The organism is Micromonospora noduli (genome assembly GCF_003264365.1).
GTDB lineage: Bacteria > Actinomycetota > Actinomycetes > Mycobacteriales > Micromonosporaceae > Micromonospora > Micromonospora noduli.
This window is the reverse complement of record NZ_PYAK01000002.1, coordinates 264,907-276,729: the sequence shown is the minus strand read 5'-3', so window position 1 is coordinate 276,729 and position 11,823 is coordinate 264,907. Positions and strand designations below refer to the sequence as shown.

At 69.7% G+C, this 11,823-nt stretch carries 13 protein-coding genes; 9 read left to right on the top strand and 4 right to left on the bottom strand.

Annotated features, from left to right (window positions below):
- Positions 1-194: 194 nt before the first annotated feature.
- Together GUI43_RS02680 and GUI43_RS02675 are read right to left on the bottom strand one after the other, a co-directional pair.
- Entirely contained in the window at positions 195-857 is a 663-nt protein-coding gene (locus tag GUI43_RS02680) for a response regulator transcription factor (RefSeq protein ID WP_112697898.1), read from the bottom strand.
- Positions 854-2,002 (bottom strand): sensor histidine kinase, encoded by a 1,149-nt coding sequence (locus tag GUI43_RS02675; protein ID WP_112697897.1) that lies wholly within the window; start codon positions 2,000-2,002, stop codon positions 854-856. Before GUI43_RS02675 ends, GUI43_RS02680 begins: the two co-directional genes overlap by 4 nt.
- A 195-nt stretch (positions 2,003-2,197) precedes the next feature.
- Between GUI43_RS02675 and GUI43_RS02670 the strand changes: the two genes are divergently transcribed.
- Positions 2,198-2,710 carry a DUF1772 domain-containing protein gene (locus tag GUI43_RS02670; protein WP_244166463.1) on the top strand — a complete coding sequence of 171 codons (513 nt, stop codon included), beginning with the start codon at positions 2,198-2,200 and terminating at the stop codon, positions 2,708-2,710.
- The gene (locus tag GUI43_RS02665; RefSeq protein WP_249037627.1) at positions 2,707-3,216 is read left to right on the top strand and encodes a hypothetical protein; all 510 of its coding nucleotides are present in this window, start codon (positions 2,707-2,709) and stop codon (positions 3,214-3,216) included. The genes GUI43_RS02670 and GUI43_RS02665 overlap by 4 nt, the downstream gene beginning before the upstream one ends.
- A 100-nt stretch (positions 3,217-3,316) precedes the next feature.
- On the opposite strand, the gene GUI43_RS02660 is transcribed toward GUI43_RS02665, so the two are convergent.
- Positions 3,317-4,561, bottom strand: a complete 1,245-nt coding sequence (locus GUI43_RS02660) for a PQQ-dependent sugar dehydrogenase (RefSeq protein WP_112697942.1) — start codon at positions 4,559-4,561, stop codon at positions 3,317-3,319.
- Between the two features lie 166 nt (positions 4,562-4,727).
- Here GUI43_RS02660 and GUI43_RS02655 point away from each other — a divergent pair, with 166 nt between their 5' ends.
- Positions 4,728-5,270, top strand: coding sequence for a hypothetical protein (locus GUI43_RS02655; RefSeq protein WP_112697896.1), 543 nt, complete (start codon positions 4,728-4,730; stop codon positions 5,268-5,270).
- Positions 5,271-5,304: 34 nt separating this feature from the next.
- On the opposite strand, the gene GUI43_RS02650 is transcribed toward GUI43_RS02655, so the two are convergent.
- Positions 5,305-5,718, bottom strand: a complete 414-nt coding sequence (locus tag GUI43_RS02650) for a DUF6896 domain-containing protein (RefSeq protein WP_146765848.1) — start codon at positions 5,716-5,718, stop codon at positions 5,305-5,307.
- Positions 5,719-5,947: 229 nt separating this feature from the next.
- Here GUI43_RS02650 and GUI43_RS02645 point away from each other — a divergent pair, with 229 nt between their 5' ends.
- From GUI43_RS02645 to GUI43_RS02620, 6 genes are all read left to right on the top strand, one after another.
- The gene (locus GUI43_RS02645) at positions 5,948-7,183 is read left to right on the top strand and encodes a low temperature requirement protein A (RefSeq protein ID WP_112697894.1); all 1,236 of its coding nucleotides are present in this window, start codon (positions 5,948-5,950) and stop codon (positions 7,181-7,183) included.
- Between the two features lie 170 nt (positions 7,184-7,353).
- Entirely contained in the window at positions 7,354-7,920 is a 567-nt protein-coding gene (locus tag GUI43_RS02640; protein WP_112584394.1) for a TetR/AcrR family transcriptional regulator, read from the top strand.
- Between the two features lie 81 nt (positions 7,921-8,001).
- Positions 8,002-9,177, top strand: coding sequence for a GDSL-type esterase/lipase family protein (locus tag GUI43_RS02635; protein WP_112697893.1), 1,176 nt, complete (start codon positions 8,002-8,004; stop codon positions 9,175-9,177).
- A 127-nt stretch (positions 9,178-9,304) separates the two neighbouring features.
- Positions 9,305-10,702, top strand: a complete 1,398-nt coding sequence (locus GUI43_RS02630) for a pyridoxal phosphate-dependent decarboxylase family protein (RefSeq protein WP_112697892.1) — start codon at positions 9,305-9,307, stop codon at positions 10,700-10,702.
- 183 nt (positions 10,703-10,885) lie between these two features.
- The gene (locus tag GUI43_RS02625; protein ID WP_181548669.1) at positions 10,886-11,185 is read left to right on the top strand and encodes an EthD family reductase; all 300 of its coding nucleotides are present in this window, start codon (positions 10,886-10,888) and stop codon (positions 11,183-11,185) included.
- A 79-nt stretch (positions 11,186-11,264) separates the two neighbouring features.
- Positions 11,265-11,822 carry a hypothetical protein gene (locus GUI43_RS02620; protein ID WP_112584397.1) on the top strand — a complete coding sequence of 186 codons (558 nt, stop codon included), beginning with the start codon at positions 11,265-11,267 and terminating at the stop codon, positions 11,820-11,822.
- Position 11,823: the final 1 nt, after the last annotated feature.

Here is an 11,823-nt window from a genome sequence, read left to right as displayed (position 1 = left end):
GCGGCCCGTTTGCTCGGATATCCGAAAGATCAGGCCAGCAGACGCGGGATGGCCAGTAGGCGGCGTCCGACGTTGTGGTCCCAAGCTGGTTGGTCACCTCGTCTGAGGCGCTGCTTGTGCCGCCGAGACACGGCCGCTGCTGCAAACTGCTCGACCAGTCGGGCTGGATGACCAGGGACGAGCTGGTGCGAGGCTCAGCTGTCGCCGGCGCGCACCAGCCCGCTCTCGTACGCGATAACCACAAGCTGGGCGCGGTCGCGGGCGTTCAGTTTGTGCAGCAGACGACTCACGTACGTGCGGGCGGTGTCCGGGCTGAGATGCAGCGCCGCCCCGATCTCCACATTCGACCGTCCGGTGCCGACCTGTGCCAGGACGTCTCGTTCCCGCGCGGTGAGCCCGGTCAACCGGGCGGGGTCCGCGATGGGGGAGCGGGCGGCCGCGGCGATCACCCGCCGGGTCACCGCCGGTGACAGCAGCGCGTCCCCGCCGGCCACCACGCGGACGGCGTCCCGCAGGGCGTCGGGCGGGGTGTCCTTGAGGAGGAAACCGGCGGCGCCGGCGCGGATGGCCTCGAAGAGGTACTCGTCGTCGTCGAAGGTGGTCAGCATGACCACCCGGACGTGGGCCAGCGCCGGGTCGGCGAGGATGCGGCGGGTGGCCTCGATACCGTCGCCGCCGGGCATCCGGACATCCATCAGGACGACGTCGGGCCGCTGCTCGCGGGCGACCGCCACACCGGCCCGGCCGTCGCCGGCTTCGCCGACAATGGTGATGTCCGGGGCGCGTTCCAGCAACGCGCGGAGTCCGGTGCGGACCAGGTGCTGGTCGTCGACGAGGACGACGCGTACGTCGGTCATGCGGCGACTCCGGCCAGCGGTAGGTGGACCGAGACCCGGAAGCCGCCGTCAGCGGTCTCGCCGGCATCGAGGGTCCCGCCGAGCAGGGCAACCCGCTCCGACATACCGCGTAGCCCCTGACCCGTCTCAACCGCCGTGCCGCCGGCGGATCCCCGGCCGTCGTCAACGATCTCCACCGACAGCCGGGCCGGACTCGTCCGGATCGTCACAGTGGCGCGGCTGGCGTGTGCGTGACGCAGCACATTGGTCAGTGCCTCCTGCACGATGCGGTACACAGTGCTGCCGACCACTGTGGGCAGGGTGTCGACCGAGCCGTCGAGACGCAGTTCGACCGGCAGCCCACCGCGGCGGACGCCCTCAATGAGCGTACGCAGCTGGGTGAAACCGGGGGCCGGCTCGCGCGGCCCGGGCTCGCGACGCAGCGTGCCCAACGTGGCACGCAGCTCGGCCATGGCGCTGCCGCTCACCGACTGGATCGCGGCCAGGGCGGCCTCGGCCCGCTCGGGCTCGGCATCAGCAAGTGCCTCCCTCGCCACAGCCGACTGCAGGGTGACCACCGACATCGTGTGTCCGAGCGTGTCGTGCACCTCCCGGGCAATGCGCAGCCGCTCGGCCTCGACCTGCCGGGCTGCCTCCCGGCGGCGTTCCTCGGCCGCCGAGGCGGCCTGCCGAGCCAGCGTGACCCGTAGCGAACGCCGGTTGCGGACGGCGTCACCGAGAGCGATGACGGCGAGTATCAGGGCCGCCTCGGAGCCGAGACCAGCACCGATCACGACAGAGATGTCGTCTCCCTCGACGAGCCGGGCGGCCACCGAAACGGCCAGCAGGCTCCCGCCGACGGCGGCGGCCGGGACCACCCGGCCCCGCTGGGCGGCCACGTAGAGGATGGCGGCGGCCGGCGCGGCCACGCCGACCGGCGGCAACTCCAGCGCGTAGTAGCCAAGGATGCCGGCGGCTGTCGCCAGCAGCGCGGGGACGGTCCAACGCCGGGCCACCAGCAGCAGTACGGCCAGGCCGACCCCGAACCCGCCGGCCAGCGCCGCCTGGGAGGTCGGCGCGTCCTCGGTCGCGATCGCCGCCGCGACCAGGCCCAGGATGGCCACAGCGAGCAGCGCCTCGGTTCGGGTGGGTGAGGTGGCCTGCACGTCCGTGAGCCTAAGTCGGCGCGGGCCCGCGCCGCTGCCGTCCGCAGGCATCACCCCGGCCCCCACACGTACGTCGAGAAGCGATGCCAGCTCACGCGGCTGCGCGGCAGACGGCCCCGAATTGGCGACCTAGCGTCAACGGCGACATCACAGATCGTGCCCACATGGGTCCCGAGACCAAGGAGAAGTACTGCTGTGTCCCGTATCAGGCTGACGTGGATCGTGCTCATCGTGCTCGTCTGGGCGGCGATGATGTCCTTTGGTGGGGTCGCGGCCGAGACCGTGATGCTCTACCCGAACATCTTCGGGGACGCACCCGCCTCGCTGGACCGGGCCCGTGAGTTCCTGGTCGCCGGAGGCCCGAGCGACTACTTCCCGCCGCTGGGCGCCTCGGTCGTGTTGATGAGCCTCGCCGCGACCGCCCTCACGTGGCGCAATCGGCGACTGCGGTGGTACGTCGCCGCCGCCGCGGCGGTCTTCATCGCCTGCGAGTTCCTGTTCTCGGTGGTGTTCTTCTGGCCACGCAACGAGATCATGTTCGTCGACCCGGTCGGCACGCACTCCCCGGAGTACCTACGCCAGGTCGCCGAGGAGTTCGTCGCCGGCCACTGGGTGCGCCTCGCCGGCGGAGCGGTGACATCCGCGCTGGCATTCACCGCCCTGCTGCGCTTCGCCAGGGAAACCGCGCCGGTACGGGCCGAGCGATGAGCGTCGGGCGTCGCACGCTCGGGTTCTCGTGGCCTGCCCTGGTCGCGCTCGCCGTGTTGGCCGCACCGCGGGTGGTCCTGCACGACCTGCACGTCGTGGAGGAAGGGCGGCCAGCCGCGGTGCTGCTCGCGGTCGTACCGCTGATCTGTTGGGTCGCCGCCGTGCTGTGGCGGCGTCCGCCGCGTCCGTTCCTGACCGTGGTGGTCATCGGGGCGATCTACGGTGTTCTTCTCGCGGTTGGTCACCAGATTCTGTGGGACGAGGCGTTCGGTGCGACCGGGCCGAGGCTCGGGGACATCGATCCTCGGGCGCAGGAAGCGATCTTTCGGGTGGCGGCGGTGTTCTCCAGCCTCGTCACCGGAACCCTCACCGGGGTGGTGGCCGGGGCGGTGGCGGCGGTGCTGAGCCGGCTCGTCATCGGGCGGCAGCGCGCCGCCGGGCAGTCGGTCGAGAAGGCGTGGCGCGGACCGGACGACGCCAGTGCCACTCGGCCACCGCAAGGTTGATCTGTCAACCGGGGAGCACCAGCCCGGCGCGAGCAGGGGACGGCCGCCGAACGCGGCCGCCCCCTGCGGTAGCGCGGGTGTCAAGGGCATGTCCCAAGCTTCAGCGGATCGTCGCCCCGCCGGTGGGGGCTGGCTGGACCCGCTCGAACCGCACCTTGCTCAGGAATCCCGGGAGGTCACTGAGCACGTACAACTCGCCGCTCACATCGGCGCCGAACGCCGTCGGCTGGGTGGGGAAGGTGCCGATCTCGGCGGACTCGTAGCCACCCGTGGACTTGGGACGCACGGCGAAAGCGCGGGTCGAGCAGTAGTCGCTGGCGATGTAGGTGCCCCGCGCCTCCGGGGTGACGTTCCCCCGGTACACCAGGCCGCCGATGATGGAGCAGTTCTCCGTCATGTAGTGGTCGTACTCGACGATCGGGTCGGTGAGCCGCACGCCCGGCCGGCACTGCGTCTCGTCGAAGACCGGCGTGCCCTCTCGACAGGACCAGCCGAGGTTCGCGCCACGCTGCGACGGGCGGACGTGGTTGATCTCCTCGATCAGACCCTGGCCGACGTCACCGATCCACAGCGAGTTGTCGGCCGGGTCGATGGAGAACTTCCACGGGTTGCGCAGCCCATAGACCCAGATTTCCGGTCGCGCGCCCGGCGTGCGGACGAACGGGTTGTCGTAGGGCACGCAGTAGGGCTTTCCCCCGCAGCTGCGGTTGACGTCGATCCGCAGAATCTTGCCGAGCAGGGTGCCGAGGTTCTGGCCGCTCTTGTAGGGGTCGTTCGCGTAGCCACCGTCGCCGAGGGACCAGTAGAGGTAGCCGTCGCGGCCGAAGGCCACCTGTCCGCCGTTGTGGTTGCCGTACTCGGCGTGCGCCTGGGTGAGCAGCACCTGCACCCGATCAGGAGCGTTGATGGGCACTCGCGCCAGGGTCAGCGCGCCGGCCGGCAGGCTCGTGTAGGCCACGTAGAGCATCCCGGTCCGCGCGAAGTTCGGCGCCGGAGTGATGCCGAGAAGGCCGCGCTCGTTGTCCGACGTGTCGATCCGGGCGGTCAGGTCGATCACCGGGTCGGGTGCCAGGCCGGTGTCGGGGTGGTAGGCGCGGACAGTGCCGTTCTTCTCCGCGATCAGCATCCGGCCGTCCGGCAGCCCGGTGATCGCGATCGGACGCTGCAGACCGAAAGCCACCTGTTCGGAAACCACGGTCAGCTCAGCGAGTGGCGCAGCACGGAGTTTCGATGGGCCGGCCGCGGCGGTGCTGGCCACCGGCGCCAGTGGCGACAGAGACGTAGCCAGGGCCAGAACGAGCAACCCGGCCAGCATGGCGGCCGGGCGACGACGTCGTCGTGACATGTTCAGCTCCTCGAGCAGGTGGGTGGTGGACGCGGTCTGGGAGCGTTCCCACGATACATTGGTTGAGATCGATGTCCAACCCACGTCTACGCGTTCCGTCCGTAGTTGGGCCGTCCCGCGACTTCCGGGGCGGGTGACAACGGGCGGTAGGGTGAGTCACCGATCGATGCGAACGGTGGTGCCGGTGAGTCTGATCCAGGCGGGTGTCACCGCGACAACGACAATGCTGGCAGTCCTGATCGGTGGGTGGCTCACCGTCCGGGCTCAGGACCGGCTGTGGCGGCGCGACCAGGATCGACAGTGGCGAGACATCCGGCTGAACGCGTACACCGACTTCATCGGCGCGGTCCGGGAGTACGTGGCCCACGTCCTCAACCCGGCGGCGCGCATCACCGCGGTGCCGCGCCCGCGTGATCCGGGTGATCTCATGCCGTTCTTCGACGACGAGGGCAGCCGCTACCGGGAGCGGCTGGAGAGCACCAAGACCGCGCTTCGGCTGGTGGCCGGCAACGTCAAGGTGGTCAGCGGCTCGTCGGAGCTGGTGCGCCAGGCCCGGCTCCTGGCGGCCACACGAGCGGGTAGCGAGGCCGAGGGGTTGCCCGCCGATCGGTTCGACGCCCTCTGGGAGGCCGAGCGCCGATTCATCGAGGTGGCCCGGGCCGAACTCGGCCTGCCCTCCGCGTTCCAAGCCGTCGATCAACGCGCTTGACAGGCCGGGGGGTGCGGCGCCTCCAGGCTGACGGTCAGTCGCCCTTCCGCCAACGATCGGGCAGGGCATACCAGCGGCCTGCCCGCACCTCCAACAGTTCACCGGTGCTGGCGAGGTGAGAGCATGCTGTGCGCAGCTCCTCGATCGAGGGCCGGGCGTGCGACTGTTCGTCGAGAAACCCTCTGATCCGCCAGGCGTCGAACGCCTCGACATCATCGACCACATCGACGTCGACCATCCGGCCCAGCTCGTCGATCATCTGACAGCCCGCTCCGTGGACCGCGTACTCGACGCCTGTGCTCGACGTGCCCGCTCGCGGAAGTGTCTTCTCGTGCCGCACCGCCACCATCAGATCCTTGATGCCGTCGACGTCCGGATAGGCATCGAACAAGCGTGACTGGATGCACCGCAGAGCGGCGGCGTAGCGGCGAACCGCAGCGATCGCCAACTCAGATTCCTCGCCCATGACATCAGTATGACCGCGTTTCGCGGGGCCGTTTGGCGGGTCGACGGCGGCCTGTGCGCGAGCAACTCGGGTGCCACCGAGGCCCTGCTACCGGGCCGTCTCGCTGATCTCTCGCGGCCAGTCGTACCAGGTGTGGTTGCGCCGGGATGCGCGCTGACGCAACTCCGCTGGGGCCGGCTCGTTGGTAGCGAGGGGCGGACGGAGGCGGACGATGGCGGCGGGGCGGGGTGCCGAGCTGCTGCGCCCTCCGGTGAGTTCGGGTCGGGCGACGTTCCTGGAGCTGTTCTTCGATCTGGCGTTCGTTGTGGCCCTCACCCGGGTCTCGCAACGATTCGCGGGGTTGAGCGATGACACCGGCTGGGCGCTCGCCGGGGGGTTCGGGCGTACCCTGCTGCTCTTTCTGGCGCTCTGGCTGATCTGGTCGCACACCGCCTGGATCACCAGCCGTTACGAACCGGAACAGCCGATCATTCAGGCCGTCGTGGTCGGCACCATGTTCGCCAGCCTGATCATGGCGGTGACGCTGCCCCGCGCCATGGAGGAGCGAGCACTGCCGTTCGCGGTCGCGTACCTGATGGTGATGGTGGTGCGGCCGCTGGTGGTCGCCGTCGCGCTGCGTGGCCATCCGCGACGGCTGGTGCCCTTCCGGCTTGTCGTATGGGCTCTGGCGAGCGCCCCGCTGTGGCTGGCCGGCGCGTTGGGCCCGGATCACCTCCGCCTGCCGCTGTGGGTTGTCGCCCTCGCTGTCGACTACCTCGCCTGGACTTTGGGCTGGCCGCTGCCGTGGCTCGGGGTCGCGAAGGTGGGTCGGTGGCGGATCGCGGGGACCCATCTCGCGGACCGTTATCAGCAGATGTTCCTCATCGCGCTCGGTGAGTCGATTCTGGTTATCGGCGTGGTTTTCAGCGGCGCGGACTACTCCGCGGAGCGGGCAGCCGCCTTCGCGGTCGCGTTCGCCACCAGCGCGCTGCTCTGGCGGATCTACTTCTACCGCGCCGGTCTGCTGCTGACGGAGGCGTTCGACCGGGCGGGTATGCCCGGCCGGCTGGGAGCGGTGTCGGAACGGACGCACCTGTTGATCGTGCTCAGCGTGCTCGTCACGGCGGTCGGCTACGAGCTGGTGATCGATCATCCGTTCGGGCAGCCGCGGCCCAGTTGGCTGCTGTTCCTGGTGGGCGGTCCGATGCTCTTCCTCGTCGCCCGGGTGCGGTTGCAGTACGAGATTTTTGGTCGGGTTTTCCCTTCCCACCTGATCGGATTGGTCGCTCTGCTGCTGTGCACGCCGGCGTTGGCCCAGTGGGCGCCGATGGTCGGGCTGAGCGTGGTGGCCGCAGTGCTGGCCCTGGTCGCGCTTGTCGACGCGTTGCGCAGGTGGGGACAGCCGACGGAGATTTCCGCTTCACCGATCGGAGGCGAAACCTCCGACGTTGGCGACTCCGAGGCGTAACGCGTTCGGGCGTAGCTACCGCGGCCACCGCAGACCCGCCGTCCAACTTCGGAGCGGCTGCCTCCCGCTTCGACCGCGTACTGGCGAACAGCCCTCCCCGTAAGCTGCCAACAGTTCTCCTAGTACCATTAGGCATGAGCCTAATAGTGGTAGTTAGCCTAGGGAGGGTCATGGAGAAGCGAGGGCTGACGCCGGAGCGTCTGACCCGAGCGGGGGCGGAGTTGGCCGACGAGGTCGGCTTCGACGAGGTCACCGTCTCGGCGCTCGCCCGGCGGTGCGGCGTCAAGCTCCCGAGCTTGTACTCGCACCTGAAGAACTCACAGGATCTCCGGGTCCGCATTGCGCTGTTCGCGCTGGAGGAACTCGCCGACCGTGTGGCCGATGCCGTCGCCGGTCGTGCCGGCAGGGATGCCCTGGCCGCTTTCGCCGACGCCTACCGTGACTACGCCAGGGAGCACCCGGGCCGCTATGCCGCCGCTCGGCTCCGGCTCGATCCGGAAACGGCGGCCGCCAGCGCCGGCGTCCGGCACGCGCAGATGGCCCGGGCGATCCTGCGGGGCTATGAGTTGAACGACCCGGACGCGACGCACGCGGTCCGACTGCTGGGCAGTGTCTTCCACGGCTACGTCAGCTTGGAGCTGGCCGGCGCTTTCGCGCACAGCGCCCCCGATGAGCAGCAATCCTGGGACTGGATCGTGGACTCACTCGACGCGCTGCTACGCAGCCGCAGCTCCTGACGGTGCGAGGGACCGCACTCGTCCGCGAGTGGTTCGCGGCGCGCTGATGAACACCGATATTCCTCGAGAGGCATTGAGGTAATGACCACCGAGCATCACTGGACCACCCCGATCACTGCGGAGCTGCTGCGCGGCTTCGTCGATCTGCAGCAGACCGCGCGCGGTCTGCTGCCGCATCGGCTGACCGCACGGGCGCGCCGGCAGATCCCCGACGACCAACTGGCCATGGCCGAGGCCCAGCCCTCCGGTGTGCGGCTGGCGTTCCGTACCCGGGCCACCACGATCGAACTGGACACGCTGCCCACCAAACGGGTCTACCAAGGCTTTCCGCCCCCACCGGACGGCGTCTACGACCTGCTGATCGACGGCCGCCTGACCGCGCAGGCCTCGGTGCCCGGAGGTAACGTCCGGACCGTCACCGACATGTTCACCCAAACCTCGGTGCTGGCCGAGGGGCCGACCGGCACCGCCCGCTTCGCCGATCTGCCCGCGGGTGAGAAAAACGTCGAGATCTGGCTCCCGCACACGGAGATCACTGAGCTGATCACGCTGCGCACCGACGCGCCCGTCGAGCAGACCCCGCCCAACCGGCGCAGGACGTGGCTACACCACGGCAGTTCCATCAGCCACGGCTCGAATGCCGGGCATCCCAGCGCCATCTGGCCGGCCCTGGCCGCGGCTGAGGGCGGCGTGGAGTTGGTCAACCTGGGGTTCGGCGGGAGCGCGCTGCTCGACCCGTTCACCGCCCGCGCCATGCGGGACATCACCGCGGACCTGATCAGCGTCAAGATCGGCATCAACATCGTCAACAGCGATGTGATGCGTCTACGCGCCTTCACCCCCGCGGTCCACGGGTTCCTCGACACTGTCCGGGAGGGGCATCCGACCACACCACTGCTGGTCGTGTCCGCCATCCTGTGCCCGGTCCAGGAAGACACGCCCGGCCCTCTCGCGCCAGACCTCGAGGGCGGGAGCCTGCGGTTCAAGGCCACGGGAGATCCGGCCGAACGCACCGCGGGGCGGCTGACCCTCAACATCATCCGTGACGAACTCGCCCGGATCGTCGAACAGCGCTCGGCCGACGACCCGAACCTGCACTACCTCGACGGACGCGACCTGTACGGCGCGGACGACTACGCCGAACTCCCACTACCCGACGAGGTCCACCCCGACCCTGCCGGACATCGCCGCATCGCGGAGAACTTCGCGCGGCTCGCGTTCGGCGACAGCGGCCCATTCGCCACGAAGACCGGCTAACCGTCTGGGTACGCAGACATCGAGGACCGCGCCGAATTTCCGAGGTGCCGCCCGGGGGTGGGTCGCCGATTTCAGCTCCAGAGCCCTGCCGAGCGATAGAGGCTCGGCTCGAAGATAGGTTGGCTCGATGGGAGACCTCGGGCACCTGTTCCGCTCGGCCGCCGAGCATGCCGCTGACTACCGGACGTCGCTGTCGGAGCGTCAGGTCGGAATTCCCGTCGACCAGGCGGCGCTGAACGGTGCCTTCTCCGGCCCATTGCCCTCCGCGTCGTGCCCGCCGGAGCAGGTGCTTGCCGACCTGATCGCTGCGGCCGAGCCGGGGCTGGTGGCCAGCGCCGGCCCGCGGTACTTCGGGTTCGTGGTCGGTGGCGCGTTGCCGGCGGCGACCGCGGCGGACATCGTGGCAGCTGGTTGGGACCAGCTCGCGACCAACGCCGTGACATCGCCGGCCGCTGTCGCGGCCGAAGCTGCAGCAGGTGGCTGGTTGAAGGAGTTGCTGGGTATCCCTGCGTCGGCGTCGGTCGGTTTCGTCACCGGTGCCCAGGCGGCCAACACCGCAGGGCTCGCCGCCGCCCGGCACCAGGTACTGGCGGATGCGGGCTGGGACGTGGAACGGCGCGGGCTGCTCGGGGCGCCACCGATCCGGGTGATCGCTGGTCAGGAGCGGCACGGGACCATCGACCGGTCGCTGCGTCTGCTCGGCGTCGGGACCGACGCGGTGCGCCCGGTGCCCGCCGAGCCGAACGGTGCCATCGACCTCGAAGCGCTGCGGGAGGCACTGCGGGCCGGATCGTCTGGTCCCACCATCGTTTGCCTGCAGGCCGGGAATGTGAACACCGGTGCCTGCGACCAACTCCGCGAGGCATGCGAACTGGCACGCCGGCACGGCGGCTGGGTGCACGTGGACGGGGCATTCGGGCTGTGGGCGGCGGCTAGCCCCGGCACCCGGCATCTCGTGGACGGGTTGGAGTTGGCCGATTCGTGGGCCTGCGATGGTCACAAGTGGCTCAATCTTCCGTACGACTCGGCGTTCGCGTTCTGCGCCCGGCCCGATGTGCACGCCGCGGCGATGTCCTACAGCGCCGCGTACCTGGTTGGTTCCGGCGGGACGCCAGTCGGAGCGGACCTGACCGCGGAGTCCTCACGGCGGGCTCGTGGGTTCGCCGTCTGGGCCGGACTGCGGGAACTGGGCAGCCTCGGCGTCGCCGCTGTGGTCGAGCGCTGCTGCGAGTTGGCCCGTCGATTCGCCGTCGGCCTGGCCAGGGCCGGCTTCGAGGTCGCGAACGAGGTGGTCCTCAACCAGGTGCTGGTCGGCTTCGGCGACGATGCGCGCACCGACCGGGTGGTGGCCGCGGTCCAGGCTGACGGCACCTGCTGGATGGGCGGAACAACGTGGCGAGGTCGGCGGCTGATGCGGATCTCCGTGTCCAACGCCGCCACGACCGAAGCGGACGTGGACCGGTCGATCGCCGCGATCACCCGTCTCGCCGCACAACCGGCCGGAGAGACGCGCATCGCGCTTTGATGTCGAAACGGCGTTCCTTCACGGGCTGTGGCGAGCGCCACGCCTTCCCCCGCCCTCACCGAAAGGGTGGATAGAACGATCGGTCTTGACGGCGGGGGTCCGAGTCGGTACGGTTCTCAGGGACAGAACGTTCGTTCTACCTAGTGCCAGTCAGGTGTGCGGCTGTGCCTGAAGGAGACCGCCATGCCTACCAAGATCACCCTCGTCATCGGTAACCCCGCGGACCCCGACGAGTTCGAGAGGGTCTACGCCGACGTACGCCGGGCCGCCGAGACGTTCCCGAAGCTTCAGCGGATCGAGTCGGCCAAGGTGTGGCCGAAGGAGGACGGCACGCCCACTCCCGCGTACCGGACGCTCGACCTGTACTTCGCCAGCTACGAGGACGCCTCCGCCGCAGTCGCGACGCCCGCTGCCGGTGCCGTCTTCGGTGGGCTCCAGGGCGCTCAGGTGGAGATCACGGGGCTGTTCTCAAACATCGAGTAGCACCGCCCTTCCCCTCCCGCAGGCGGCCCGCACCCCCGCGGGGCGTCCCCTTCGCTCCGGAATCACCGAGAGGATGACCATGACCACCCTTGCCGTTCCCGGCATCTCGACGACGGCCGCTGCCCTGCGGCGGTTGTACTTCGGTCGCTTCGCCTTCGCAATCGTCTGGGCTGCCGTGACGTTCCCACTCGCCAAGCACCTCAACCCCCTCACCGCCGCGCTGCTCGTGCTCTACCCGCTGTTCGACGTGGCCGCCGCCATCGTCGACGTTCGAGCGTCGCGGGCCACCGGCTCGCCCACCCTGCTGTACGTGAACATCGCGATCAGCCTGCTCGCCGCGGTGGGCCTGGGCGTCGCCGGCGCGTCCGGCATCCCTGCGGTCCTGCGGGTCTGGGGCGCCTGGGCGGTCGTGGCCGGACTGGTACAGCTGATCGTGGCCGTCACCCGCCGCAAGATGGGTGGCCAGTGGCCGATGATCATCAGCGGTGGCATCTCCGTCATCGCCGGTGGATCATTCGTCGCGGCCGCCTCCGCGGACAACCCGGCGCTGACCAACGCCATCGGCTACGCCATCCCCGGCGCCATCTTCTTCCTCATCGCGGCCATCCGCCTCGGCCGCGCCGCGAAGGGAAACTGAC

What these genes read in the sequence shown, in the direction of transcription:
- GUI43_RS02680 (WP_112697898.1), bottom strand. Translation starts at nt 857, where the DNA reads ATGACCGACGTACGCGTCGTCCTCGTCGACGACCAGCACCTGGTCCGC.
- GUI43_RS02665 (WP_249037627.1), top strand. Translation starts at nt 2,707, where the DNA reads ATGAGCGTCGGGCGTCGCACGCTCGGGTTCTCGTGGCCTGCCCTGGTC.
- GUI43_RS02660 (WP_112697942.1), bottom strand. Translation starts at nt 4,561, where the DNA reads ATGTCACGACGACGTCGTCGCCCGGCCGCCATGCTGGCCGGGTTGCTC.
- GUI43_RS02655 (WP_112697896.1), top strand. Translation starts at nt 4,728, where the DNA reads ATGCGAACGGTGGTGCCGGTGAGTCTGATCCAGGCGGGTGTCACCGCG.
- GUI43_RS02645 (WP_112697894.1), top strand. Translation starts at nt 5,948, where the DNA reads ATGGCGGCGGGGCGGGGTGCCGAGCTGCTGCGCCCTCCGGTGAGTTCG.
- GUI43_RS02640 (WP_112584394.1), top strand. Translation starts at nt 7,354, where the DNA reads ATGGAGAAGCGAGGGCTGACGCCGGAGCGTCTGACCCGAGCGGGGGCG.
- GUI43_RS02635 (WP_112697893.1), top strand. Translation starts at nt 8,002, where the DNA reads ATGACCACCGAGCATCACTGGACCACCCCGATCACTGCGGAGCTGCTG.
- GUI43_RS02630 (WP_112697892.1), top strand. Translation starts at nt 9,305, where the DNA reads ATGGGAGACCTCGGGCACCTGTTCCGCTCGGCCGCCGAGCATGCCGCT.
- GUI43_RS02625 (WP_181548669.1), top strand. Translation starts at nt 10,886, where the DNA reads ATGCCTACCAAGATCACCCTCGTCATCGGTAACCCCGCGGACCCCGAC.
- GUI43_RS02620 (WP_112584397.1), top strand. Translation starts at nt 11,265, where the DNA reads ATGACCACCCTTGCCGTTCCCGGCATCTCGACGACGGCCGCTGCCCTG.